Genomic DNA, 25,962 nt, shown 5'->3' with positions numbered 1-25,962 from the left:
GCTACACCCCCTTCTTTAACCTTGTTTTTGTTTGTGTTTCGGATTTTCACAGATAACCATAACATTCCCTTTGCGGCGAATGACTTTGCATTTTTCGCAAATCGGCTTGACCGAAGGTCTTACCTTCATGTGAATTACCTCCTCAAAGTTTTGCTAAGCAAAACCCTCTTCGTAAGCATTGACCTTGTTCTACTATTGTAAAACCGGCTTCGAAGCTTTCGCAAGTTTTGCCGGGCAAAACCCGCTACATAAGCTTCACAGTTCATTGCAACTGTCTACTACTATTTACGGTAAGTTATGCGACCTTTTGTTAAATCATAAGGCGACAACTGAACAACTACTTTGTCTCCAGTCAGGATACGGATAAAGTGCATCCGCAGTTTTCCGGAAACGTGAGCGAGAATTTGATGACCGTTCTCAAGCTCAACCTTGAATGTTGCATTCGGTAGCGGTTCGAGAACCGTACCTTCCACTTCAATGACATCTTCCTTGGCCATTAGTCAGTCTCCTTTCTCTTCAGCTTGAATGTTGGTGGATTCCAGAAATGAATGAACCGCGTAACGGAGCTTTCCATTTGTCACCCGACCACTCTCGTTTAAACTGTTCACAACCTCGCTGCTAATCATGGGCTGGAGTTCAAGATGAAGAAGATTCTTCTTCTTAGGTTGATCAAACTTACGTTTGTCTCCATCCGCAATATATACGAACTTACTGTCCGCTATAGCAACAATTACTGCGGCTTGGTCCGCATTGCGGCCTTTACGGATCTTCACAAGTTGACCGAGCTGCGGATTAGACTGACTGTTCATGCCTCATCACCTACGCATTCAGTTTCGTGAAAATTTCCATACCATCTGGTGTAACTGCTACGGTGTGTTCAAAGTGGGCACATAACTTACCATCAACCGTGACGACAGTCCAGTTATCTTCCAACGTTTTCACATACCGTCTACCTACGTTAACCATCGGCTCTATGGCCAGCACCATGCCCGCTTTAAGCCGTGGTCCCCGATCGGGAAGACCATAGTTCGGAATCTGTGGTTCTTCGTGCAGATCTGCGCCTATGCCGTGACCGACATATTCACGAACTACGGAGAACCCTTCATCTTCAATATATTTCTGAATCGCATGAGATATTGTAAACAAGCGAACGTCCGGTTTTACCAGCGCCAGACCTGCGTATAACGAAGCCTCGGTAACGTCCAGAAGACGACGGGCTTCTTCGGAAATACGGCCGACCGGATAAGTCCAGGCGGAATCTCCATGATACCCCTGGTACTGCGCGCCAATGTCAAACGTAACGATATCGCCCTCGTTCAACTTGCGTTTGCCGGGAAATCCATGTACCAACTCTTCATTTACTGAAGCGCACACACTGGCAGGGAAACCGTTATAACCTTTGAAAGACGGCACAGCTCCTTGACTGCGGATATATTGATCGGCCATATGGTCAAGTTCTCCAGTCGTAATACCGGGAGCGATATGCTCTGCCAAGAGACGGTGCGTTTCCGCAACAATTCTCCCTGCTTCCCTCATCAAGCCCAGTTCCGTTTCGGACTTACCAATGATCATCAATTAACCTCTCAGTAAGGACACGATTTCTTGAGAAACTTGATCGATATCCTGTTCTCCGTTCATTTGACGAAGAAGACCTTTAGTCTCATAGAACGTGAGGAGTGGTGCTGTTTTGTTGATATACTCGTCCAGTCGTGTACCTACACTCTCTTCATTATCATCAGAGCGTTGATACAACTCACCAGCGCATTTATCACAAATACCTTCCTGCTTAGGCGGATTGAATACCACATGATAAGTGGAACCACAGTTTTTACAAATTCGACGACCCGTCAAACGAGCCAGCAATTTGTTGCGATCCACTTTCAGGTTGATTACATGATCGAGACCTGAGTTCAATCGATCCAGAATGCCATCAAGCGCTTCTGCTTGCGAAAGGGTTCTTGGAAATCCGTCCAAGAGGAAACCTTCTCTGCAGTCAGGCTGCTGCAAACGTTCTTCAACGATGCCAATGGTTACATCATCTGGTACAAGCAATCCTTGATCCATATATTCCTTGGCTTTCATGCCAATGGGAGTTCCCTGTTTGATCGCGAGACGAAATGCATCGCCTGTTGAAATATGGGGAATACCGAACTCTTTCACGATGACGTCTGCTTGCGTTCCTTTTCCTGCCCCCGGAGGGCCCATGAATAGGATGTTCACGTTATGTCACTCCCTCCAAGACTACCCTACATCAACAAACAGCACAATAGGTGCCGGCAAGTAAATCTTCACTCGACCGGTACCTATTGCCTATTTATTGATAAAACCTTTGTAGTGGCGTTTGATCAATTGGCTTTCGATTTGCTTCATCGTATCCAGCGCAACACCGATAACGATCAGGAGGGATGTTCCTCCAATTTGCGCAGATTGAGGCAAACCAGAAAGTGCCCCTAAGAATACAGGCAGAACGGAAATGACTGCCAAGAAGATGGCTCCGGCCATTGTCAAACGAGTCATGACACGGGTCAGATATTTCTCGGTTGCTTTACCCGGGCGAATGCCTGGGATGTAACCGCCGTTCTTTTTCATATTATCAGCCATCTGCTGTGGATTCATCTGTACAAAAGTATAGAAGAATGTGAAACCGAAGATCATCACGACATACAGCAACATACCCAGAGGTTTGTGTGTAGTCAGGTTCTGTCCGATCCACTGTGCCCAGAGGCGATCTGCCCAGAAGTTGGCGATGATCGTTGGGAACATCAACAGCGATGAAGCAAAGATGACAGGGATAACACCTGCTGCATTAATTTTCAGCGGGATATGTGTATTCTGTCCACCGTACATTTTGTTACCTACGACACGTTTAGCGTACTGTACAGGAATTTTCCGAATCGCCTGCTGAATGTAAATGACTCCTATGATGATCAACACAATAACAATTGCGATGATAACACCTTTAAGAATATTCATAAACAGTTGGTCAGGTTGAATGAAGTCAGATTCGATCGTTTGTTTGATAATGTTAGGCACCGTAGATAGGATACCCGCAAAGATCAAGATCGAAATCCCGTTTCCTATGCCCTTCTCGGTGATCTGCTCACCAAGCCACATCAGGAATGAAGTACCGGCCGTAAGTACAATCGCGATCAAGATATAATCTGCAAATGTAGCGTTAGGCACCATCTCTGTATTGTACAAGCGGTTGAATCCGATCGACGTACCAAACGCTTGAATCAATGCCAGCCCGATGGTTAAATAACGGGTTAACTGTGCAGATTTCTTCTTACCTTGTTCACCTTGCTTTGCCCACTCCGCTAATTTAGGAATAACGTCCATGGAAAGCAACTGTACTATGATAGACGCAGTGATGTAAGGCACGATCCCGAGCGCAAATATCGAGAACTGGAAGAGCGCTCCACCCGAGAACGTATTGAGAAGTCCAAAAACTTCTTTACCCGCAGAATTTGTCGCTTCGAACACATCTTTGTTAACTCCCGGCACGGGGACAAAGGAGCCGATGCGGTAAATGATCAGTACAAAAAGGGTAAATAATACCCTTTTGCGCAGATCTTCAACCCGCCAGATATTCTTTAGGGTCTTGAACATTAAATCACCTCAGTTGTACCGCCAGCAGCTTCAATTTTCTCAATAGCAGATTGAGAAAACTTGTTAGCTTTAACAGTCAGCTTCACAGTGACATCACCGTTACCCAGGATTTTGATTCCGGATTTAGCGTTTTTAACTACGCCGTTCGTCATCAAGAATTCTGGAGTTACTTCAGTACCCGCAGCAAAACTGTTCAGGTCTTCAGTATTCACAACTGCATATTCTTTGCGAGTTGGGTTTACAAAACCACGTTTTGGCAAGCGACGATACAATGGATTTTGTCCACCTTCGAAGCCTGGACGAACTCCACCGCCAGAACGAGAATTTTGTCCTTTGTGACCGCGACCTGATGTTTTACCTGTACCACTACTTGGACCGCGACCAAGACGTTTACGTTCTTTGCGGGATCCAGGAGATGGTGAAAGCTCATGTAACTTCATCGTTCGTTGCACCTCCTTAAAGATTTGTGGGATTAACCCGTTTTTAAGCTTCTACTTCTTTAACAGCAACCAAGTGGCTTACTTTGTTAATCATACCACGGATGGCAGGATTATCGTTTTGTACCACTTTGCTATTGATTTTGCGCAAACCCAATGTTTTCACAGTTGTTCTTTGCGTCTCCGGACGTCCGATCAAGCTGCGGACGAGGGTAATTTCTAATTTAGCCATGAGAATTCCCTCCTTAACCCAGAAGCTCTTCGACGGATTTTCCGCGCAGTTTAGCCACGTCTTCAGCACGCTTCAAACGGGACAAACCTTCCAAAGTCGCATTGACCATGTTCATGGAATTCGAAGAACCCAGAGATTTTGTCAAAATGTCACCTACACCAGCAAGTTCGAGAACCGCACGTACAGGACCACCAGCGATAACACCAGTACCTTCAGATGCTGGTTTCAACAGCACGCGTCCTGCGCCGAACTTACCTGTTACCAAGTGAGGAATCGATGTTCCTACGAGTGGAACGTGTACAAGGTTTTTCTTAGCGTCTTCAATACCTTTGCGAATTGCATCAGGTACTTCGCCCGCTTTACCGATACCAGCTCCAACCCAGCCGTTGCCGTCGCCGACTACAACCAGTGCGCTAAAGCTGAAACGGCGTCCGCCTTTTACTACTTTAGCTACGCGATTAATATTTACAACTCTTTCAGTCAGTTCCAAAGTATTCGGATCTACACGCAAGTCGTTAACCTCCTTTTGAAAAATATCTTAAAACTCAAGTCCTGCTTCACGAGCCGCTTCAGCCAATGCTGCGATACGACCATGGTACAGATAACCGCTACGGTCAAATACGATGTTGGAAACACCTTTATCTTTAGCACGTTTAGCAACGAGTTCGCCAACTTTACGAGCTGATTCAACAGATGCACCATTTTTGATGTCAGTGCTCAATTCTTTGTCTACAGTAGACGCAGAAGCGATTGTTACACCAGCAACATCATCGATGATTTGAGCATACATATGTTTACCAGAACGGAATACGTTCAAACGAGGACGTGCTGCCGTTCCTTGGATTTTCTTACGAACACGAAGGTGTCTTTTCAGACGAGCCTTATTTTTATCTGGTTTCGTAATCATCTCAAAGATTCACTCCTTTCAGGTTACCTCGCTGGCTTCAAAGCAGAAGCCACGGGGTATATTAGAAACACACGAAGCAAGCAAGCCGAAAGCCGCGCAAAGGCGGTAAGAGAAATCTTATTTCTTCTTACCGGCTTTACCTTCCTTACGGATGATACGCTCGCCTTCATATTTAATACCTTTACCTTTGTATGGCTCAGGCTCACGTACGGAACGGATTTTAGCAGCGTAAGCACCTACACGCTCTTTGTCAATTCCGCGAACGATGATTTTTGTATTCGAAGGTACTTCGAATTCAATTCCCGCTTCCGGTGTAATTTCAACCGGGTGAGAGTAACCAACGTTTAGAACGATTTTATCTCCGGATTTGCTTGCACGATATCCGACCCCAACCAATTCCAGAGATTTCGCGAATCCTTCAGTAACGCCGCTCACCATATTGTTTACAACGCTACGCGTTGTGCCGTGCAAAGAACGGTGAGTTTTGTTATCGGAAGGACGCACAACTGTGATTTCGTTATTTTCAACTGTAACCTTCATGTCTTTATGAAGCTCACGAGTCAAAGTTCCTTTTGGTCCTTTTACCGTAATAACGGTGTTGTCCAGGGTGATGTCTACACCACTTGGTACTGTGATTGGTTTGCGACCAATACGAGACATATGTTGCACCTCCTATCTTGTGACGTTATATTACCAAACGTAGCAAACGACTTCTCCGCCGGATTTCGATTGACGAGCTTCTTTGTCCGTCATGATACCTTTAGATGTCGAGATGATCGCGATTCCCAGGCCACCAAGTACACGAGGTACTTCGTTGCTTTTCGTGTAAACACGAAGACCAGGTTTACTGATTCTTTTCAGACCAGTGATAACGCGCTCGTTATTTTGACCGTATTTCAGGAAAACACGGATAATCCCTTGTTTGTTATCATCGATAACTTCAGCGTCACGGATGAAACCTTCACGCTTCAGGATATCGGCGATTTGTTTTTTCATTGTCGAAGCAGGCATTTCTACCGTTTCGTGACGAACAGTGTTCGCATTACGAATACGAGTAAGCATATCTGCAATTGGATCAGACATAGTCATTGTGAGTTAACCTCCTTCCCGTTCAGGACTTTTTACCAGCTTGCTTTTTTCACGCCAGGGATCTGGCCTTTATAAGCTAATTCACGGAAACAAATTCTGCAAATTTTGAACTTTTGCAGGACCGAATGTGGACGTCCGCAACGCTCACAGCGTGTATATGCACGTACTTTAAACTTAGGTGTACGTTGTTGTTTAACTTTCATCGAAGTTTTTGCCACTTAGCCTGACACCTCCTAAATAATTTCGGAGAAAAGGGAGTCTTTCCAGACACCCGGAAACGTTATGCCAACATTACTTAACGAAAGGCATTCCCATTTGCGTGAGCAATTCGCGGGACTCTTCGTCTGTTTTCGCCGTTGTTACGATGACAATATCCATACCGCGGACTTTATCAACTTTATCATACTCGATCTCTGGGAAGATCAATTGTTCTTTCAGACCCAGTGTGTAGTTACCACGTCCGTCGAAAGCTTTGCTCGATACACCACGGAAGTCGCGGACACGAGGAAGCGTAACGTTGAACAGTTTATCGAGGAAGAAGTACATACGCTCGCCGCGCAATGTTACTTTAACACCGATAGGCATATTCTCACGCAGTTTGAATCCTGCGATAGATTTTTTAGCACGAGTGATTACAGGTTTTTGACCTGCGATCAGTTGCAAATCGCTTACTGCGGAATCCAACACTTTGGAGTTTTGGACAGCGTCGCCCACACCCATGTTGATAACGATTTTCTCGATTTTCGGCACTTGCATTACCGTTGTATAGTTAAACTTCTGCATCAAAGCAGGAGCGATTTCTTGCAGGTAACGTTCTTTCATTCTTGATGCCATGAATCATAGCCCTCCTTTCTCATTCGGTTCAATTAGTCGATAATTTCTCCGGAACGTTTAGCAACGCGCACTTTCTTTCCGTTATCCAAAACTTTGTAACCTACACGGGTTACTTTTCCGCTCTTCGGATCGATGTGCATTACGTTGGAAACGTGAATCGGAGCTTCCTTCTCGATAATGCCGCCTTGCGGATTTTGCTGGTTAGGCTTCTGGTGTTTTTTCACCATGTTAACACCTTCCACAAGGACGCGGTTCTCACGAGGATAAGCAGCGATGACACGGCCTTTTTTACCTTTGTCTTTACCGCTGATCACCATAACCGTATCTTCCTTCTTAACGTGAAGTTTGTTGTTATGGGATTCCAGAACTTTTTTCACTCTTGGCATTTCGTACACCTCCTGTTTCTAACATCACGAGATTAAGCTTTAGATTACTTCTGGAGCCAAGGAAACGATTTTCATGAAGTCTTTATCGCGAAGTTCGCGAGCAACTGGTCCGAAAATACGTGTTCCACGTGGGCTTCTGTCGTCTTTTACAACAACCGCTGCATTTTCATCAAAACCGATGTAGGAACCGTCTTTACGACGTACAGAACGTTTCGTACGAACGACAACCGCTCTAACTACATCACCTTTTTTGACAACGCCGCCTGGTGTTGCTTGTTTAACAGAACAAACGATCAGATCACCGATTTGAGCTGTACGACGTCCCGTACCGCCGAGTACGCGGATACACATCAGTTCCTTCGCACCGGAGTTGTCAGCCACAGTCAAACGTGTAAATGGTTGAATCATTTAGTATTCCTCCTTTCAGCAGTGCTGCTGAGCATTAGATGATAACCGCTTTTTCTACGATTTCAGTAAGTCTCCAGCGTTTATCTTTCGAAAGCGGACGAGTCTCCATGATTTTCACCGTGTCACCGATTTTCGCAGTGTTTTCTTCGTCATGTGCTTTGAATTTTTTAGTAACCTTAATGCGTTTATGGTACAAGTTGTGTTTTTTGTAAGTTTCTACAGCAACAACAATTGTTTTGTCCATTTTATCGCTGACCACTTTACCAGTTTGCACTTTACGTGCGTTACGTTCTTCGCTCATTGTTGGCCTCCTTCCTGATTACGGACGGATTGTCCATCCTATCCCTAATTAACCGATTCCCAATTCTCTCTCACGGATAATGGTTTTAGCACGAGCTATTTCTTTCCGCACATCACGGATGCGAGTCGGGTTATCCAGCTGACCGGTAGCTAATTGAAAGCGGAGGTTAAAGAGTTCTTCTTTAAATCCGGCAATCTTTTGCTCGATTTCAGCAGAGGTTAGGTTGCGAAATTCACTAGCTTTCATTTGCTTCACCACCCAATTCTTCACGTTTCACGAACTTCGTTTTGATTGGCAGTTTGTGAGCGGCAAGACGCATTGCTTCGCGTGCAATTTCCTCCGGTACACCAGCAAGTTCAAACATGATCTTACCTGGTTTCACTACTGCAACCCATTTTTCTACGTTACCTTTACCGCTACCCATCCGAACCTCGAGAGGCTTTTGAGTGATTGGTTTGTCTGGGAAAATTTTGATCCAAACTTTACCACCACGTTTGATGTAACGAGTCATCGCAATACGAGCCGCTTCGATCTGACGGTTCGTAATCCAAGCCGGTTCCGTAGCTTGCAGACCGTATTCGCCAAAGTTCAGAGTCGTTCCGCCTTTAGCTTGGCCTTTCATATGTCCACGTTGTTGCTTACGGTGTTTTACACGTTTTGGTACCAACATGATTAGTTGCCTCCTTCCTTAGCAGCTTGTTTCTTAGCCGTAGGAAGAACCTCTCCACGATAGATCCATACTTTTACGCCGATACGTCCGTAAGTAGTATGAGCCTCTGCTGTACCATAGTCAATGTCAGCACGCAGTGTGTGCAGTGGAACAGTTCCTTCGCTGTAGCCTTCAGAACGTGCGATCTCAGCACCGCCAAGACGTCCGCCTACTTGAGTTTTGATACCTTTAGCACCGGAGCGCATAGTTCTTTGAATTGCTTGTTTCAGAGCACGACGGAAAGAAACACGACGTTCCAATTGTTGTGCAATGCTTTCAGCTACAAGAACAGCGTCCAAGTCTTGGTTCTTAATTTCAGAAATGTTGATGTGTACTTTTTTACCGCCAGCAATTTTCGTAATTTGGTTACGAAGATTTTCAACTTCCGAACCACCCTTACCAATAACCATACCTGGTTTAGCAGTGTGAATCGTTACGTTTACGCGGTTAGCCGCTCTCTCAATTTCTACACGAGATAAAGCGGAGTCTTTCAATTTATTTTTCAGGAATTCACGAATTCTCACGTCTTCCATCAAAAGATCACCGAAGTCTTTGCCTGCATACCACTTAGATTCCCAGTCACGGATAATTCCGACACGGAGTCCGACTGGATTTACCTTTTGGCCCACACATTTCCCCTCCTTCTACTTCTCAGATACCACCAAAGTAATGTGGCTAGTACGTTTGTTAATACGACTTGCACGTCCCATTGCACGAGGGCGGAAACGTTTCATTGTCGGTCCTTGGTTCACGTAAGCTTGCGAGATAACCAAGTTGTTAACATCCAAAGAATAGTTATGTTCCGCATTCGCAATAGCGGAGTTAAGCAACTTCTCAACGATTGGAGAAGCGGATTTCGGAGTGTGACGGAGAATGGCAACCGCCTCACCTACTTGCTTGCCGCGAATCAAGTCAACAACGAGTTGAACTTTACGAGGAGCAATCCGGATAAACTTAGCATGTGCTTTTGCTTCCATTGTGTAACCTCCTCTCAAACATTAAAGATGTTCATTTATCTTCTTGTTTTCTTATCATCATCAGTATGGCCTTTGTACGTACGGGTTGGAGCGAACTCACCCAGTTTGTGTCCGACCATGTCCTCAGTTACATATACTGGCACGTGTTTACGACCATCGTAAACGCCAAATGTGTGTCCGATGAATTGTGGGAAAATTGTAGAACGACGGGACCAGGTTTTGATTACGTTCTTCTTACCTGAAGCTTCCATCTCTTCTACCTTTTTGAGCATGTAGCCATCAATGAATGGCCCTTTTTTCAAACTGCGACCCATGTGGAGATCCTCCCTTCAAACGTAGCTATTATGCATCCGCAGATGCCTCACGAAGTTATGCACAGTGTGTATTACTTCGTGCGGCGGCGAATGATGTATTTATCAGAAGCTTTATTTTTCTTACGCGTTTTGTAACCAAGAGTAGGTTTACCCCATGGTGACATTGGCGATTTACGTCCGATTGGAGCACGACCTTCACCACCACCGTGTGGGTGATCGTTAGGGTTCATTACTACACCACGAACCTCAGGACGTTTACCCAACCAACGGCTACGACCGGCTTTACCGATTTTGATGAGCTCGTGGTCTTGGTTACCAACAGATCCGATTGTCGCACGGCAAACTTTCAAAATACGACGAACTTCTCCGGAAGAGAGACGAACGGAAACGTATTTTTCTTCTTTACCAAGCAATTGAGCTTCTGTACCAGCAGCACGAACCAATTGTCCGCCTTTACCTGGTTTCAACTCGATGTTGTGGATAACGGTACCTACTGGAATGTTTTCGAGTGGCAGTGCGTTACCGATTTTGATGTCTGATTCAGGTCCGGAGAATACTTGATCTCCAACTTTCAAACCTTTAGGAGCGATGATATAACGTTTCTCACCATCAGCATAGTGAATCAGAGCGATGTTGGATGTACGGTTCGGGTCATACTCAATCGTAGCAACGCGGCCCGGTATTCCATCTTTAGTACGTTTGAAGTCAATGATACGGTATTTACGTTTGTGTCCACCACCATGGTGACGAACTGTAATTTTACCTTGGTTGTTGCGGCCTGCTTGTTTGCTCAACGGGGCCAACAACGATTTCTCCGGCTGATTTGTGGTGATTTCCTCAAATGTAGAAACGGACATGTTCCGTCTTGCCGGGGAAGTTGGTTTATACTTTTTGATTGGCACTGGGTTTCCCTCCTTACTTCAAAAATTCAATTATACAGTTTCAAAGAACTCAAGCGTTTTGCTGTCTTTTGTCAGCGTTACAAACGCTTTTTTCCATTCGCTAGTATATCCGGAATAACGTCCGTACCGTTTCGGCTTAGCTGGAACACGAAGCGTGTTCACGTTTTTCACTTTTACATTGAAAATAGCTTCTACTGCCTTTTTGATCTCGGTTTTGTTTGCACGGATATCGACTTCAAATACATATTTCAAGTCGTTCATCATGTCAGCAGTACGTTCCGTAATAATCGGACGTTTTACAATATCACGAGGATCCTTCATTACGCGAGCACCTCCTCTACCTTCTGAACTGCTTCTTTCGTAATGATCAATTTGTCGTGCGAAAGCACGTCAAGAACATTAATGCCGTCAGCAGCTACGAATTTCACGCCTGGAATATTCCGTGCGGAAAGAGCTACATTATCATCATAGCTAGGAGCTACAATCAAAGCTTTACGTCCCACTTTGAGGTTACTCAAGATGGCTGCGAATTCTTTAGTTTTAGGTGTGCTCAATGTGAGAGCGTCCAAAACGATAATGTCATTGTCAAGCACTTTGGATGAAAGGGCTGATTTGATCGCCAAGCGGCGAACTTTCTTAGGCAGTTTGTACGCATAGCTCCGTGGTGTTGGACCAAATACGATACCGCCGCCTTTCCATTGTGGTGAACGAATTGAACCTTGACGAGCGCGACCTGTACCTTTTTGTTTCCAAGGCTTACGTCCACCGCCACGTACTTCAGAACGTCCTTTTACTTTGTGGGTACCTTGACGAAGGGAAGCGCGTTGCATAAGAACTGCATCGTACAGAACGTGTTGGTTCGGCTCAATTCCGAAAACCGCATCGTTCAATTCAACTTCGCCTACTTGGCTACCATCTACATTGTAAACTGATACTTTTGGCATTTTGTGTTCCTCCTTTCTTCAGTGGTTATTTTTTCACCGTTTCTTTAACTTTAATGAGACTGTTTTTCGGTCCAGGAATGGAACCTTTCACGAGCAACACGTTACGCTCAGCGTCTACTTTAACTACTTCAAGACGTTGGATTGTAACAGTATCATGTCCCATGTGTCCTGGCAGGCGTTTGCCTTTAGGAACGCGGTTAGCTTGGATCGAACCCATTGAACCAGGGCCACGGTGGTAACGCGAACCGTGTGACATAGGTCCAGTGCTTTGTCCCCAACGTTTGATAACGCCGGCAAAACCTTTACCTTTAGATACACCCGTTACGTCAACGAATTCGCCTTCAGCGAAAATGTCAGCTTTCAGTTCTTGGCCAACTTCATATTCTGCGATGTTGATACCGCGAACTTCACGAACGTAGCGCTTAGGGGCAGTGTTCGCTTTTTTAGCGTGACCTGCTTCTGGCTTGTTAGCATTTTTCTCTTTCTTATCGGAGTAACCGATTTGAATTGCTTCGTAGCCATCGTTCTCAATGTCTTTCTTTTGCAAAACAACACAAGGGCCTGCTTCGATAACCGTTACTGGAACTACGTTACCTTCAGGAGTAAATACTTGAGTCATTCCGAGTTTTTTTCCTAAGATTGCTTTCATGTTGACACCTCTTTTCCTCTATACATGGTCTTTGTTGTAGCTATATTACAATTTAATTTCGATATCTACACCGGACGGCAGATCCAAGCGCATCAAGGCATCCACAGTTTGTGGAGTCGGGTTAACGATGTCGATCAAACGTTTATGTGTACGTTGTTCGAATTGTTCCCGAGAATCCTTGTACTTGTGCACCGCACGAAGAATAGTAATGATTTGTTTTTCAGTAGGAAGCGGAATCGGACCGGATACACCAGCACCCGAACGTTTTGCTGTTTCAACAATTTTCTCCGCGGATTGATCAAGAATTCTGTGGTCGTAAGCTTTCAAACGAATACGAATTTTTTGCTTTGCCATTTTAGTCCCTCCTTCTATCGCCCAATTTTTTATCGGACATACTCCGTGAAAATTTTCTAGCCACTCTCCCATGGCAAAGGGGCCGGGTGTGCCAGTAACCTCTCACATCATCGCAACGTCACAGAACAACATTCATTATTATATAGAAAAGATAGGCGTATTGCAAGCATATTTAAGAAAAACATTTAAACTTATCTTTTCTGATGAAATGACTTCGTTTATTGCAGTGTTATTCTTCAATATCCAGGCTGCCTTGCCAATCCTTCTAAACTCGTAAATGATGTTCATTTCGTATGACGCAGGTTCCGAAACTTTAAACATAATAAAAGAGTTCTCTATCCGATGTCGGATAAAGAACTCTTCCGAAGCTTCGTTACAATACAATGTTACTCGTTCCAGTACACTGTTGCATATGCTTTATTCAGCGTTAAGCCGAATTATTTTTGGATAGATGCTACGGAACCGGCACCTACTGTACGTCCGCCTTCACGAATGGAGAACTTAGTTCCTTCTTCAATCGCGATTGGGGAGATCAGGGAAACAGTAACAGTGATGTTATCACCAGGCATTACCATTTCAGTACCTTCAGGCAAGTTGATGATGCCTGTTACGTCAGTTGTACGGAAGTAGAACTGTGGACGGTAACCAGTGAAGAATGGTTTGTGACGTCCGCCCTCTTCTTTAGTCAGAACGTAGATTTGAGCTGTGAATTCTGTGTGAGGCTTAACAGAACCCGGTTTAGCCAAAACTTGGCCACGCTCGATGTTGTTACGGTCAACACCACGAAGAAGTGCTCCGATGTTGTCACCAGCTTGAGCGGAATCCAGCAATTTGCGGAACATCTCAACGCCTGTTACAACAGATTTTTTAGTTTCTTCAGTGATACCAACGATTTCGATCTCTTCGCCGACTTTAACAGTACCACGCTCTACACGGCCAGTAGCAACAGTACCACGACCAGTGATGGAGAATACGTCCTCGACAGGCATCAAGAAAGGCTTGTCAGTTTGACGCTCAGGCAGTGGGATGTAAGTGTCGATCTCTTTGAACATCTCAACGATTTTTTGAGCCCATTCGCCATCTGGGTTTGCCAGTGCTTCACGAGCGGATCCACGAGTGATTGGAGTATCGTCACCTGGGAACTCATATTCGTTAAGAAGGTCGCGAACTTCCATCTCAACCAATTCCAACAACTCTTCGTCTTCAACCATGTCACATTTGTTCAAGAATACAACAATGTAAGGTACGCCTACTTGACGGGAGAGCAAGATGTGCTCACGAGTTTGTGGCATTGGGCCGTCAGCTGCGGATACTACCAAGATAGCTCCGTCCATTTGTGCCGCGCCAGTGATCATGTTTTTAACATAGTCGGCGTGACCTGGGCAGTCTACGTGAGCGTAGTGACGAGTGTCAGTTTCGTACTCAACGTGTGCTGTGGAGATAGTGATACCGCGCTCGCGCTCTTCTGGAGCTTTGTCGATTTGGTCGAATGCTACAGCAGCACCACCGTAAGTTTTGGACAATACAGTTGTGATTGCAGCAGTCAGAGTTGTTTTACCGTGATCGACGTGACCAATAGTACCGATGTTAACGTGGGGTTTATTACGTTCGTATTTAGCCTTTGCCATTTGAACGTGGCCTCCTTAAAATTATAATTTTATGTTTTCACTGAATGAAGTGCTCCGAAATGAATTCTTATGCACTTGCATCCAGTGTGAGAAAACTACTCGGTGCCTTTTGTTTTAGCAACGATTTCTTCAGCGATGCTCTTAGGAACTTCTTCATAATGAGAGAGTTCCATGGAGAATACGCCGCGTCCTTGAGTACCGGAACGAAGAGTTGTAGAGTAACCAAACATTTCAGACAAAGGTACCTTAGCACGGATGATTTGAGCTCCACTACGGGAATCCATACCTTCGATGCGGCCACGACGGGAGTTCAACATACCCATTACGTCACCCATGTACTCTTCTGGAACAGTTACTTCTACTTTCATGATAGGCTCAAGCAGAACTGGTTTACACTTGTCTTTAGCCGCTTTAAGCGCCATAGATCCGGCAATTTTAAATGCCATCTCGTTGGAATCGACATCATGGTAAGATCCGTCTACGATTGTAGCCTTAACGTCAACAAGCGGGAAGCCTGCAATAACGCCGTTTTTCATTTGCTCTTCAATCCCTGACAGTGCAGGTTGAATGTATTCTCTTGGAACGGAACCACCGACAACCTTACTTTCGAACTGGCTGCCTGTACCCGGCTCGAGAGGTTCGAATTCAACCCATACGTGACCGTATTGACCACGACCACCGGATTGACGTACGAATTTACCTTCAACGCGCGCTGGAGCACGGAATGTTTCACGGTAAGCTACTTGTGGTTTACCCACAGTAGTTTCAACCTTGAACTCACGACGCATACGGTCGATGATGATATCAAGGTGAAGCTCACCCATACCTGCCAAGATTGTTTGACCTGTTTCTTCGTCAGTATGAGCACGAAGAGTTGGATCCTCTTCAGTCAACTTACCGAGAGCAACACCCATTTTATCTTGGTCAGCTTTGGTTTTAGGTTCAACGGCGATTTCGATAACCGGATCAGGGAAGTTCATTGACTCCAGGATAACCGGATTTTTCTCATCACATAGTGTATCACCTGTACCCGTATCTTTCAAACCTACGGCAGCTGCAATATCACCGGAGTAAACTTCAGTGATCTCTTGACGGCTGTTCGCGTGCATTTGAAGGATACGACCGATACGCTCACGTTTGTTTTTAGTGGCATTCAATACATATGATCCGGATTGAAGAACACCGGAGTATACGCGGAAGAATGTCAATTTACCAACGTAAGGGTCAGTCATGATTTTGAATGCCAATGCGGAGAATGGCTCTTCATCAGAGGACTTACGAACTGCTTCAGTTCCATCTTCAAGATGACCAGTGATTGATGGTACATCTGTTGGAGCTGGCAAGTAGTCGATAACAGCATCCAACATCAGTTGAACACCTTTGTTACGGTATGAGGATCCACAGATAACTGGGAAGATCTTAACATCTACAACACCTTTACGGAGTACGGCTTTGATCTCATCAATTGTGATTTCTTCGCCTTCCAGGTATTTCATTGTCAAGTCTTCATCCAGTTCAGCAACGCGCTCAATCAACTCGTTGCGAAGTTCTTCAACTTGATCTGCAAATTCTGCAGGAATGTCGGTTTCTTCGATATCTTGTCCGAGATCATCTTTGTACATATGAGCTCTTTGTGCAACGATATCGATGATACCTTTGAAATCATTTTCAGCGCCGATTGGAAGTTGAATCGCAACAGCGTTCGCTTGAAGGCGATCACGCATGTCAGATACAACATTCAGGAAGTCAGCACCGATGATATCCATTTTGTTTACATATGCGATACGAGGTACGCCGTACTTGTCAGCCTGTCTCCATACGGTTTCGGACTGAGGCTCAACGCCTTCTTTCGCACTGAATACACCAACTGCTCCGTCCAATACACGAAGGGAACGTTCAACTTCAACAGTGAAGTCAACGTGTCCCGGGGTATCAATAATATTAACGCGGTGGCCTTTCCAAGCAGCGGTAGTTGCAGCGGAAGTAATCGTAATTCCGCGCTCCTGTTCCTGTTCCATCCAGTCCATTGTCGCAGCGCCTTCGTGTACTTCACCGATTTTGTGCGTACGTCCTGTGTAGAACAAGATCCGCTCAGTTGTCGTGGTTTTACCCGCATCAATATGAGCCATGATCCCGATATTACGTGTATTTTTCAAGGAGAACTCTCTAGCCATGAAATGGGTCTCCCTTCAAAATTGAAGTTTTTTATTGTGAACTGAATCCTACCAACGGTAGTGAGCAAACGCTTTGTTCGCTTCAGCCATTTTGTGCGTATCTTCACGTTTTTTAACGGAAGCGCCTGTGTTGTTGGAAGCGTCGATGATCTCAGCCGCCAAACGCTCTTCCATTGTTTTCTCACCGCGGTTGCGGGAGTAGTTCACGAGCCAACGTAGTCCCAGAGCAGTACGTCTCTCTGGTTTTACCTCGATTGGTACTTGGTAGTTGGCACCGCCGACACGGCGAGCTTTAACTTCCAGGACTGGCATGATATTCTTGATTGCTGCTTCAAATACTTCCATCGGGTCATTACCCGTACGTTCTTGAATCAACTTGAACGCATTATACAGAATGCTTTGAGCAACACCGCGTTTTCCGTCGAGCATGATGCGATTGATCAAACGAGTAACCAACTTGCTGTTGTATACCGGATCTGGCAACACGTCTCTTTTCGTAACTGGACCTTTGCGTGGCATGGATATCCCCCTTTCTTTCTTGTTCAGCAGACCCTGTACCTTCCAGACCTAAGCCAGAAGGCTTTCAGGTTCTCTGCTTATAATGGTTTAGGCTTTTTTAGCTTTTGGACGTTTTGCACCGTATTTCGAACGAGCTTGCATACGGTTGTTTACGCCTGCAGTATCGAGAGCTCCACGAACGATGTGATAACGAACTCCTGCAAGGTCTTTAACTTTACCTCCGCGGATCAATACCACACTGTGCTCTTGAAGGTTATGTCCGATTCCCGGGATATAAGCAGTTACCTCGAGACGGTTCGTCAAACGAACACGAGCATACTTACGAAGTGCAGAGTTTGGTTTACGTGGAGTCATTGTACCTACACGAGTGCAGACACCACGTTTTTGTGGGGCACTGATGTTAGTAGATTCACGTTTCAAAGCGTTGAATCCTTTTTGCAAAGCTGGAGATTTTGACTTCTCAACTTTTGCTTGACGTCCTTTACGAACCAGTTGATTAATAGTTGGCATGTGATTGCCACCCCCTTCCTCAAATATTCATGTTTCTTTATAAACCTCTTTTCGCTAAGTCCACAGACCCAGGCGGTTCATAAAAAGACAAATGAAAAGTTTTTGCCTTGGAGAATCCCTAAAAGTTCTCGGACAAAAACGTTCCTTACACTATCATTTTACGACAGCAGCCATAGCTGCTCCCACTCCAATCCCGCAAGCTTTGCCGAGATTTTTCATTGTATCCACTTTCGTGTACTTCACATTGTGTTGTTCACACAAAGCAATGATTTTGGAAGTGAGCTGCGGATCACTATCTTCTGCGACATAGACTTCAGAAGCCATACCTGTCTGCACCATCCGCATGGTCTGTTTGGTACCTATTTTGACATGAGCATCTTGCAAGGCTTTTTCATTAGACATTGTGCATTCCTCCGAATAGAACCATGTACAATCAGCTGCCCACGCACCTTTGATATATTAGCATCTAGCGCAAGCATTGTCAATGCTAATCCTAAAACATTTTTTAAAAGTTTACGCACATCAGGATTCGTCCGCCTGCATTATACAAGCGTCCGCCTCCTGACGTACAAAACTTTCATTCTCCTCTAAATGAGGAGGAATCTATTTAATCAACCGAAACTGGCTCAAGTTCTTCTACTGAAGATTGACCATCTTCTGGCTCAGCAAATTTGATGCTGCGGTAACGGTGCATACCTGTACCTGCAGGAATCAATTTACCGATGATTACATTTTCCTTCAGACCGAGCAACTGATCGACTTTACCTTTGATCGCTGCATCTGTCAGTACACGTGTAGTCTCTTGGAACGAAGCCGCCGAGAGGAAGGAGTCTGTTTCCAGCGATGCTTTCGTAATACCGAGCAGGATTGGTTTAGCAACCGCTGGCTCTTTATCACTAAGAATCGCAATTTTGTTAGCTCTTTCGTACTCATGCGTATCTACGAACGATCCTGGCAACAGCGTTGTATCACCTGCATCTACGATGCGGATTTTACGCAGCATTTGACGGATCATAACTTCAACGTGCTTGTCATTGATTTCTACGCCTTGGTTACGGTATACGCGCTGTACTTCCTGCAAAATGTAGTTTTGTACGCCACGTACGCCTTTAATGCGCAGCATTTCTTTAGGATCGATGGAACCGTCTGTCAACTCGTCACCCGCTTCAATTTCCATGCCTTCGCTTACGCGCACACGGGAACCGTAGGTAACAGAGTATACTTTGGACTCCGCTTCACCTTGAATTTCGATTTCACGACGATCTTTCGCTTCGCGAATCTCTTTAACCACACCATCAATCTCACTGATCGTTGCTTGACCCTTAGGATTACGAGCTTCAAACAACTCTTGGATACGCGGCAAACCTTGCGTAATATCGTCTCCGGCTACACCGCCGGTGTGGAACGTACGCATTGTAAGCTGTGTTCCCGGCTCACCAATGGATTGTGCTGCAATAATACCAACTGCTTCACCAATCTCCACGTGTTTACCTGTCGCAAGGTTACGACCATAACACTTCTTGCAGACACCGTGACTTGCACGGCAGCTGAGTACGGAGCGGATTTGCAATTTGGTGATTCCCGCTTTGATGATCGCTTCTGCTTTATCGGAGTCAATCAATTCATTGCGACCTGCAATGATTTCTTTTGTTTCCGGATGACGAACTGTCTCGAAGCAGTATCTGCCTTCAATACGGTCGTAGAGATCTTCAATAACCTCTTTACCATCCTGGATACGACTTACCGTAAAGCCTTTATCTGTACCACAATCATCATCACGCACGATTACGTCTTGGGCTACGTCTACGAGACGACGAGTCAGGTAACCTGAATCGGCTGTACGCAGGGCTGTATCCGCCAAACCTTTACGCGCTCCGTGAGTGGAGATAAAGTACTCGAGTACCGTCAGACCTTCACGGAAATTCGATTTGATTGGGAGTTCGATAATACGACCGGATGGGTTGGCCATCAGACCACGCATACCGCCCAATTGGGTGATTTGCGATTTGTTACCCCGTGCTTTGGAGTCTACCATCATCATGATCGAGTTGTAACGATCCATGGACTTCATCAGAATCTCAGTGATGTCATCTTTGGATTTTGACCAGATATCAATGATACGGTCATAGCGCTCTTCATTCGTAATCAGACCACGACGGTACTGATTCGTAACGATTTGTGCTTTTTCCTCAGACTGTCTAAGAATTTCAAACTTCTCAGGCGGAACGATAACATCAGATACCGCAACCGTAATACCGGCACGTGTAGAGTATGTGAATCCAAGTTGTTTGATTTTATCCAAAATAACGGCTGTTTCCGTTGTGTGATAAATTTCAAAACAACGTGCAATGATGGAGCCGAGGTATTCTTTACCGACACCGCCAGCCAGAGGAGCATTCATAATAGCTTCTCTGAGATCAGCACCTTTTTCATATACAAATGAGTGATCTGCAGTACCTTGGTATAGGTTAGCACGAGTCGCATCATTGATATACGGGAAGCTTGCCGGGAAAATTTCATTAAAGATAATTTTACCGATAGTTGTCAGCAACATTCCTTCTTGCTGTTCTTCCGTGAAGCTTGTTTTACCAAGCGCCTTAACCGGAATAGCTACACGCGCATGCAGACCAGCAGTACCACGTTGGTATGCCGATACAGCTTCGTTAACTGTACGCAAGATCATACCTGTACCCTTTTCTTCCTTGTTGTCCATAGTGAGGTAATAAGAACCAAGCACCATATCCTGGGAAGGAGTAACAACCGGTTTACCGTCTTTCGGGTTCAAAATGTTACCAGATGCAAGCATCAGGATACGTGCTTCCGCTTGAGCTTCAGCGGACAACGGAACGTGCACGGCCATTTGGTCACCGTCAAAGTCGGCATTGTATGCCGTACATACGAGCGGGTGAAGACGAATTGCTTTACCTTCAACGAGAATCGGTTCAAATGCTTGAATACCGAGTCTGTGAAGCGTAGGGGCACGGTTCAACAGAACCGGATGCTCCTTGATTACTTCTTCAAGAACATCCCATACTTCAGGGCTCACACGCTCAACTTTACGTTTCGCGCTCTTGATGTTGTGGGCAAGCCCTTTATTAACAAGCTCTTTCATAACAAAAGGCTTGAACAATTCAAGTGCCATATCTTTTGGCAGACCACACTGATACATTTTCAGGTAAGGTCCAACAACGATAACGGAACGACCAGAATAGTCAACCCGTTTACCGAGCAAGTTCTGACGGAAACGTCCTTGTTTACCTTTCAGCATGTGGCTGAGAGATTTCAATGGACGGTTACCAGGACCCGTTACCGGGCGTCCACGACGACCATTATCGATCAATGCGTCAACAGCTTCCTGCAACATCCGTTTTTCATTTTGCACGATAATATCTGGCGCGCCCAGATCAAGCAGACGTTTCAGACGGTTGTTCCGGTTGATTACACGGCGATACAAGTCATTCAGGTCAGACGTTGCAAAACGTCCACCATCCAACTGTACCATTGGACGAAGTTCCGGTGGGATAACAGGAAGTACATCCATGATCATCCACTCTGGCTTGTTGCCGGAGTTACGGAATGCTTCGATAACTTCCAGACGTTTGATTGCACGATTACGACGTTGTCCTTGCGCAGTCCGGAGCTCTTCTTTCAGGAACTCGAGCTCTTTGTCTATGTCAAGGTCTTGAAGCAATTTTTTAACCGCTTCTGCGCCCATGCCAGCCTGGAAACCATAGCCGTATTTTTCACGGTAGCTGCGGTATTCTTTCTCGGACAACAGCTGTTTTTTCTCCAGTGGAGTTTCTCCTGGATCAGTTACAACATATGATGCAAAATAAATAATCTCTTCGAGTGATCTTGGAGACATATCCAGCGCAAGACCCATACGGCTCGGAATACCTTTGAAGTACCAGATATGCGATACCGGAGCAGCGAGCTCAATATGGCCCATCCGTTCGCGGCGTACTTTCGCACGTGTTACTTCAACGCCACAACGATCACAGACAACGCCTTTATAACGGACGCGTTTGTATTTACCGCAATGACATTCCCAGTCTTTTGTAGGGCCAAAAATCTTTTCGCAGAACAGCCCTTCTTTTTCCGGTTTCAACGTACGATAGTTGATCGTTTCCGGTTTTTTCACTTCTCCGCGGGACCAAGAACGAATTTTCTCTGGGGAAGCAAGCCCGATCTTCATGTATTCGAAATTGTTGACGTCCAACAAGGAGCAACCCTCCTTAACCAATTCCTGTATTCTAGGTTACGCCCACTCCGGCCGAAGCCGGAGCAAGACGCGAGCCTGATGAAAAACGCCGGTCATCATGCGCTCGAAGCGGTTTATTCCGCTCCGACCTCTGTACCCTCAAGGTTGAGGCTGAGCTTATCGCTCGCAGCGTCATCTTCATCGTCCATTTCTCTCATTTCAATCTCTTGCTCATCTTCGCTCAAAATCTTAACGTCCATACCCAAGCTTTGCAGCTCTTTGATCAATACTTTGAATGATTCAGGAACGCCTGGTTCCGGAACATTCTCACCTTTGACAATGGATTCATACGTTTTAACCCGACCAACAACATCATCGGATTTAACAGTCAAGATTTCTTGCAGTGTATAAGCTGCACCGTATGCCTCAAGCGCCCATACTTCCATCTCCCCGAAACGCTGTCCACCAAATTGGGCTTTACCACCCAATGGCTGTTGCGTAACAAGTGAGTAAGGACCCGTGGAACGGGCATGGATTTTATCATCAACCATGTGTGCCAATTTGATCATGTGCATGACACCTACGGTAACTTCACGTTCAAACTCTTCCCCTGTACGACCATCATACAGGACAGTTTTACCATTACGTTGCATACCTGCTTCTTCCATCGTATCGAAGACGTCATACTCCTTCGCTCCGTCGAATACAGGAGTTGCTACGTGAATACCCAGTTGCATCGCCGCCATACCCAAGTGAACCTCAAGTACTTGACCGATATTCATCCGGGAAGGTACGCCCAGTGGGTTAAGAACGATCTGAACCGGTGTACCGTCTGGCAGGAAAGGCATATCTTCTTCCGGCAAGATGCGGGCCACGACCCCTTTGTTACCGTGACGTCCGGCCATTTTATCACCCTCGGAAATTTTCCGTTTTTGAGCGATATATACACGAACGAGTTGGTTAACACCTGGAGGCAGCTCATCACCGTTTTCACGGGTAAATACTTTCACGTCTACTACGATACCGTCGGTACCATGTGGTACACGCAAGGAAGTATCACGTACTTCACGTGCTTTCTCACCAAAGATCGCATGCAAGAGACGTTCTTCTGCAGTCAGCTCTGTTACACCCTTAGGTGTTACTTTACCAACCAGAATGTCTCCAGCGCTAATCTCAGCACCGATGCGGATAATACCGCGCTCATCCAAGTTACGCAACGCTTCTTCCCCAACGTTAGGGATGTCACGTGTAATCTCTTCAGGTCCGAGCTTGGTATCACGCGCTTCTGACTCATATTCCTCAATATGGATGGATGTGTATACATCTTCCTTAACGAGTTTTTCACTGAGCAAGATCGCATCCTCGTAGTTGTAACCTTCCCAAGTCATGAAGGCAACAACAACGTTACGTCCCAGAGCCAATTCACCCATTTCCGTTGAAGGACCATCAGCGAGGATATCGCCAGCTTTGACAGCAGCACCTCTTTTGACAATCGGACGCTGGTTAATGCATGTTCCTTGGTTCGAACGCATAAATTTGTGTAATTTATATTTAACGATATCGCCTTTAACTTCCTGACCGTCCACTTCTTCAACACGACGGAGCCAAATTTCGTTCGCAGAAGAACGTTCAATAATTCCGTCATAATCGGAGACAATACATACACCAGAATCTTTTGCAGCTTTGTGCTCCATACCTGTTCCTACAAGTGGTGCTTTAGGAATCAAGAGTGGAACCGCCTGCCGCTGCATGTTTGATCCCATGAGTGCACGGTTGGAGTCATCGTTCTCAAGGAACGGGATCAGCGCTGTAGCGACGGATACAACCTGTTTAGGAGATACGTCCATGTAGTCAACTCGCTCACTCGGCATCGTAAGGATGTTATCCGACTGTTTGTTGTAACGTACAATTATCGCTTCTTCTTCAAATGTACCGTCTTCGTTCAACTTCGCATTCGCTTGCGCGATAACATAGTTGTCCTCTTCGTCCGCTGTCAGGTAATCAATTTGTTCTGTTACAATACCTGTCTTCGGATCAACCCAACGATATGGAGCTTCAATGAAGCCATATTCATTCACACGGGCGAACGTAGACAAGGAGTTGATCAAACCGATGTTTGGTCCCTCTGGAGTCTCGATTGGACACATACGGCCATAGTGGGATGGATGGACGTCACGCACTTCCATACCTGCGCGCTCACGCGTCAAACCACCGGGTCCGAGTGCGGACAAACGACGTTTATGTGTCAACTCACCCAGAGGGTTCGTTTGATCCATAAACTGTGACAACTGAGAGCTACCAAAGAACTCTTTAATCGATGCAATAACAGGACGTATGTTAATCAAAGCCTGTGGTGTAATTACGTTAGCATCCTGAATGGACATTCTCTCACGAACCACACGCTCCATACGGGACAAACCAATACGGAACTGGTTCTGCAGAAGTTCACCCACCGAACGCAAACGACGGTTACCCAGATGATCGATATCATCCGTGCTACCAATTCCCTGCAGAAGGTTAAGGAAATAACTGATGGACGAAATGATATCCGCCGGTGTCACGTTTTTAACGGACTTGTCAATGTTTGCATTGGCAATCAGTTTGACCACTTTACCATCTTCAGTTGGTGAGAACACATCAATCGTTTGCATAGGGATATCATTGGCATCCAAAACGCCGTTACCCACGTGATACGTGCGGAATCCAACGCTCTTCTCCAGATACGGCATGATTTCATCCAACAAACGACGATCAACCATTTGACCTGCTTCAGCAATGATTTCACCTGTCTCAGCGTCTACAAGTGACTCAGCCAAGCGTTGGTTAAACAAACGGTTTTTGATGTGAAGTTTTTTATTCATTTTGTAACGACCTACATTAGCCAGGTCATAACGTTTTGGATCAAAGAAACGTGCTACGAGCAAGCTTTTCGCATTATCCAGCGTTGGAGGCTCGCCCGGACGAAGACGCTCATAGATCTCAATGAGTGCTTTCTCCGTGGAATCCGTGTTGTCTTTGTCCAGTGTGTTGCGGATATATTCGTCATTACCGAGCAGATCCAGAATCTCAGCATCTGTGCCAAAACCAAGTGAACGCAAGAGAACCGTAACCGGTATTTTACGTGTACGGTCGATCCGGACGTAAACAACATCCTTCGCGTCCATCTCCAGTTCCAACCAAGCGCCGCGGTTAGGAATAACTGTAGCGGTATACGTTTTTTTGGCGTTTTTATCTACTTTGGTACTGAAGTAAACGCTAGGAGAGCGAACCAACTGGCTGACAATAACCCGTTCCGCACCATTAATAATAAATGTGCCCGTGTTGGTCATCAGCGGGAAATCTCCCATGAATACTTCCTGCTCTTTGACTTCGCCGGTTTCCTTATTAATGAGCCGGACTTTGACCCGAAGCGGTGCTGCATAAGTAACGTCACGCTCTTTCGCGTCGTCTACTGTATACTTCGGTTCACCGAGACTGTAATCGATAAATTCCAAAATCAAGTTACCTGTAAAATCCTGGATCGGCGAGATATCCTGGAACATTTCGCGCAACCCTTCCTCCAAAAACCAATCATAGGATTTTTGTTGGATTTCAATCAGGTTCGGAACTTCGAGTATCTCGTTAATTCGTGCATAACTGCGCCGAGTGCGTCGACCATATTGAACAAGATGTCCTGCCAACTTAAACTCACCCCTCAATGTCTACTCACTTTAAAAATTTCGTTGCGAACCTCTGTTTGTAACCTTATAATGGTACACATACAGAGCAAAGCAATGCATCCACAAATAAAGAAAAGCCCTTACTCGAAATGTCGTTCGAAAAAAGAGCAACTTTGATCGGCGGATGTCTTTCCAAATCATTCTTATCCCCAGTTTGCC

34 protein-coding genes are annotated in these 25,962 nt (G+C 45.5%); all 34 read right to left on the bottom strand.

All coding sequences use genetic code 11. The annotated features are described in order from the left end of the window. Window positions 1-15: 15 nt before the first annotated feature. Window positions 16-129: a 50S ribosomal protein L36 gene (gene rpmJ, locus BLS69_RS31155; protein WP_003333770.1), complete on the bottom strand. Its 114-nt coding sequence runs from the start codon at window positions 127-129 to the stop codon at window positions 16-18. A gap of 152 nt (window positions 130-281) precedes the next feature. Then, a complete protein-coding gene (infA, locus tag BLS69_RS31150) occupies window positions 282-497 on the bottom strand; it encodes a translation initiation factor IF-1 (protein WP_017692098.1) in 216 nt (71 codons plus the stop codon). 3 nt (window positions 498-500) lie between these two features. Further along, on the bottom strand, window positions 501-809 hold the full coding sequence (locus tag BLS69_RS31145) for a KOW domain-containing RNA-binding protein (protein ID WP_091039171.1): 309 nt from the start codon (window positions 807-809) through the stop codon (window positions 501-503). 10 nt (window positions 810-819) lie between these two features. Beyond that, window positions 820-1,572: a type I methionyl aminopeptidase gene (gene map / locus BLS69_RS31140; RefSeq protein ID WP_036607191.1), complete on the bottom strand. Its 753-nt coding sequence runs from the start codon at window positions 1,570-1,572 to the stop codon at window positions 820-822. Between the two features lie 3 nt (window positions 1,573-1,575). Then, window positions 1,576-2,220, bottom strand: a complete 645-nt coding sequence (locus tag BLS69_RS31135; protein ID WP_036607188.1) for an adenylate kinase — start codon at window positions 2,218-2,220, stop codon at window positions 1,576-1,578. 90 nt (window positions 2,221-2,310) lie between these two features. Next, window positions 2,311-3,609, bottom strand: a complete 1,299-nt coding sequence (gene secY / locus BLS69_RS31130; protein ID WP_047841120.1) for a preprotein translocase subunit SecY — start codon at window positions 3,607-3,609, stop codon at window positions 2,311-2,313. Beyond that, the gene (gene rplO, locus BLS69_RS31125; protein WP_017692093.1) at window positions 3,609-4,049 is read right to left on the bottom strand and encodes a 50S ribosomal protein L15; all 441 of its coding nucleotides are present in this window, start codon (window positions 4,047-4,049) and stop codon (window positions 3,609-3,611) included. Before rplO ends, secY begins: the two co-directional genes overlap by 1 nt. A 43-nt stretch (window positions 4,050-4,092) precedes the next feature. Beyond that, window positions 4,093-4,278, bottom strand: coding sequence for a 50S ribosomal protein L30 (gene rpmD, locus BLS69_RS31120; RefSeq protein ID WP_017692092.1), 186 nt, complete (start codon window positions 4,276-4,278; stop codon window positions 4,093-4,095). A gap of 13 nt (window positions 4,279-4,291) precedes the next feature. Continuing rightward, a complete protein-coding gene (rpsE, locus tag BLS69_RS31115; protein WP_017692091.1) occupies window positions 4,292-4,789 on the bottom strand; it encodes a 30S ribosomal protein S5 in 498 nt (165 codons plus the stop codon). Window positions 4,790-4,816: 27 nt separating this feature from the next. Continuing rightward, window positions 4,817-5,185, bottom strand: a complete 369-nt coding sequence (gene rplR, locus BLS69_RS31110) for a 50S ribosomal protein L18 (RefSeq protein WP_017692090.1) — start codon at window positions 5,183-5,185, stop codon at window positions 4,817-4,819. A gap of 117 nt (window positions 5,186-5,302) precedes the next feature. Continuing rightward, entirely contained in the window at window positions 5,303-5,845 is a 543-nt protein-coding gene (gene rplF / locus BLS69_RS31105) for a 50S ribosomal protein L6 (RefSeq protein ID WP_017692089.1), read from the bottom strand. Window positions 5,846-5,875: 30 nt separating this feature from the next. Then, window positions 5,876-6,274: a 30S ribosomal protein S8 gene (gene rpsH / locus BLS69_RS31100; protein ID WP_017692088.1), complete on the bottom strand. Its 399-nt coding sequence runs from the start codon at window positions 6,272-6,274 to the stop codon at window positions 5,876-5,878. A gap of 32 nt (window positions 6,275-6,306) precedes the next feature. Further along, complete coding sequence (locus BLS69_RS31095) at window positions 6,307-6,492, bottom strand: type Z 30S ribosomal protein S14 (protein ID WP_013312154.1); 186 nt, start codon at window positions 6,490-6,492, stop codon at window positions 6,307-6,309. A 73-nt stretch (window positions 6,493-6,565) separates the two neighbouring features. After that, window positions 6,566-7,108: a 50S ribosomal protein L5 gene (gene rplE / locus BLS69_RS31090; protein WP_062836185.1), complete on the bottom strand. Its 543-nt coding sequence runs from the start codon at window positions 7,106-7,108 to the stop codon at window positions 6,566-6,568. 32 nt (window positions 7,109-7,140) lie between these two features. After that, a complete protein-coding gene (gene rplX / locus BLS69_RS31085; RefSeq protein WP_017692086.1) occupies window positions 7,141-7,494 on the bottom strand; it encodes a 50S ribosomal protein L24 in 354 nt (117 codons plus the stop codon). A gap of 39 nt (window positions 7,495-7,533) precedes the next feature. Next, window positions 7,534-7,902, bottom strand: coding sequence for a 50S ribosomal protein L14 (rplN, locus tag BLS69_RS31080; RefSeq protein ID WP_017692085.1), 369 nt, complete (start codon window positions 7,900-7,902; stop codon window positions 7,534-7,536). A 34-nt stretch (window positions 7,903-7,936) separates the two neighbouring features. Further along, entirely contained in the window at window positions 7,937-8,203 is a 267-nt protein-coding gene (rpsQ, locus tag BLS69_RS31075) for a 30S ribosomal protein S17 (RefSeq protein ID WP_017692084.1), read from the bottom strand. 48 nt (window positions 8,204-8,251) lie between these two features. Beyond that, window positions 8,252-8,449 carry a 50S ribosomal protein L29 gene (rpmC, locus tag BLS69_RS31070; protein WP_017692083.1) on the bottom strand — a complete coding sequence of 66 codons (198 nt, stop codon included), beginning with the start codon at window positions 8,447-8,449 and terminating at the stop codon, window positions 8,252-8,254. Beyond that, window positions 8,439-8,873 carry a 50S ribosomal protein L16 gene (rplP, locus tag BLS69_RS31065; RefSeq protein ID WP_017692082.1) on the bottom strand — a complete coding sequence of 145 codons (435 nt, stop codon included), beginning with the start codon at window positions 8,871-8,873 and terminating at the stop codon, window positions 8,439-8,441. Before rplP ends, rpmC begins: the two co-directional genes overlap by 11 nt. Before the next feature lie 2 nt (window positions 8,874-8,875). Then, entirely contained in the window at window positions 8,876-9,541 is a 666-nt protein-coding gene (gene rpsC / locus BLS69_RS31060) for a 30S ribosomal protein S3 (protein WP_076216858.1), read from the bottom strand. Window positions 9,542-9,556: 15 nt separating this feature from the next. Further along, window positions 9,557-9,889, bottom strand: a complete 333-nt coding sequence (gene rplV, locus BLS69_RS31055; protein ID WP_024633583.1) for a 50S ribosomal protein L22 — start codon at window positions 9,887-9,889, stop codon at window positions 9,557-9,559. A gap of 35 nt (window positions 9,890-9,924) precedes the next feature. Then, window positions 9,925-10,203, bottom strand: coding sequence for a 30S ribosomal protein S19 (gene rpsS, locus BLS69_RS31050; protein ID WP_062836183.1), 279 nt, complete (start codon window positions 10,201-10,203; stop codon window positions 9,925-9,927). Between the two features lie 71 nt (window positions 10,204-10,274). Beyond that, window positions 10,275-11,105 (bottom strand): 50S ribosomal protein L2, encoded by an 831-nt coding sequence (gene rplB, locus BLS69_RS31045; protein WP_017692078.1) that lies wholly within the window; start codon window positions 11,103-11,105, stop codon window positions 10,275-10,277. A 30-nt stretch (window positions 11,106-11,135) separates the two neighbouring features. Continuing rightward, window positions 11,136-11,426: a 50S ribosomal protein L23 gene (rplW, locus tag BLS69_RS31040; protein WP_017692077.1), complete on the bottom strand. Its 291-nt coding sequence runs from the start codon at window positions 11,424-11,426 to the stop codon at window positions 11,136-11,138. Beyond that, window positions 11,426-12,049, bottom strand: coding sequence for a 50S ribosomal protein L4 (gene rplD, locus BLS69_RS31035; RefSeq protein WP_017692076.1), 624 nt, complete (start codon window positions 12,047-12,049; stop codon window positions 11,426-11,428). The genes rplW and rplD overlap by 1 nt, the downstream gene beginning before the upstream one ends. A 25-nt stretch (window positions 12,050-12,074) precedes the next feature. Continuing rightward, the gene (rplC, locus tag BLS69_RS31030) at window positions 12,075-12,698 is read right to left on the bottom strand and encodes a 50S ribosomal protein L3 (RefSeq protein ID WP_053779208.1); all 624 of its coding nucleotides are present in this window, start codon (window positions 12,696-12,698) and stop codon (window positions 12,075-12,077) included. Between the two features lie 45 nt (window positions 12,699-12,743). Further along, entirely contained in the window at window positions 12,744-13,052 is a 309-nt protein-coding gene (gene rpsJ, locus BLS69_RS31025) for a 30S ribosomal protein S10 (protein WP_017692074.1), read from the bottom strand. A 437-nt stretch (window positions 13,053-13,489) separates the two neighbouring features. Then, the gene (gene tuf / locus BLS69_RS31015; RefSeq protein ID WP_062836181.1) at window positions 13,490-14,680 is read right to left on the bottom strand and encodes an elongation factor Tu; all 1,191 of its coding nucleotides are present in this window, start codon (window positions 14,678-14,680) and stop codon (window positions 13,490-13,492) included. A gap of 95 nt (window positions 14,681-14,775) precedes the next feature. Then, window positions 14,776-16,854: an elongation factor G gene (fusA, locus tag BLS69_RS31010; RefSeq protein WP_091039168.1), complete on the bottom strand. Its 2,079-nt coding sequence runs from the start codon at window positions 16,852-16,854 to the stop codon at window positions 14,776-14,778. 48 nt (window positions 16,855-16,902) lie between these two features. Then, window positions 16,903-17,373: a 30S ribosomal protein S7 gene (gene rpsG, locus BLS69_RS31005; protein WP_018753997.1), complete on the bottom strand. Its 471-nt coding sequence runs from the start codon at window positions 17,371-17,373 to the stop codon at window positions 16,903-16,905. 87 nt (window positions 17,374-17,460) lie between these two features. Continuing rightward, window positions 17,461-17,883 (bottom strand): 30S ribosomal protein S12, encoded by a 423-nt coding sequence (gene rpsL / locus BLS69_RS31000; RefSeq protein WP_017692070.1) that lies wholly within the window; start codon window positions 17,881-17,883, stop codon window positions 17,461-17,463. Window positions 17,884-18,036: 153 nt separating this feature from the next. Beyond that, the gene (locus tag BLS69_RS30995) at window positions 18,037-18,285 is read right to left on the bottom strand and encodes a ribosomal L7Ae/L30e/S12e/Gadd45 family protein (protein WP_047841123.1); all 249 of its coding nucleotides are present in this window, start codon (window positions 18,283-18,285) and stop codon (window positions 18,037-18,039) included. Window positions 18,286-18,490: 205 nt separating this feature from the next. Beyond that, window positions 18,491-22,105, bottom strand: a complete 3,615-nt coding sequence (rpoC, locus tag BLS69_RS30990) for a DNA-directed RNA polymerase subunit beta' (protein WP_091039166.1) — start codon at window positions 22,103-22,105, stop codon at window positions 18,491-18,493. A 113-nt stretch (window positions 22,106-22,218) separates the two neighbouring features. After that, on the bottom strand, window positions 22,219-25,764 hold the full coding sequence (gene rpoB / locus BLS69_RS30985) for a DNA-directed RNA polymerase subunit beta (RefSeq protein ID WP_091039164.1): 3,546 nt from the start codon (window positions 25,762-25,764) through the stop codon (window positions 22,219-22,221). Between the last annotated feature and the right edge of the window lie 198 nt (window positions 25,765-25,962).

Origin of the sequence: Paenibacillus sp. CF095, from assembly GCF_900101225.1 — a bacterium.
Taxonomy (GTDB): domain Bacteria; phylum Bacillota; class Bacilli; order Paenibacillales; family Paenibacillaceae; genus Paenibacillus.
Note: the sequence above shows the minus strand (reverse complement) of the source record. Positions and strands in the feature narration are given on the sequence as shown.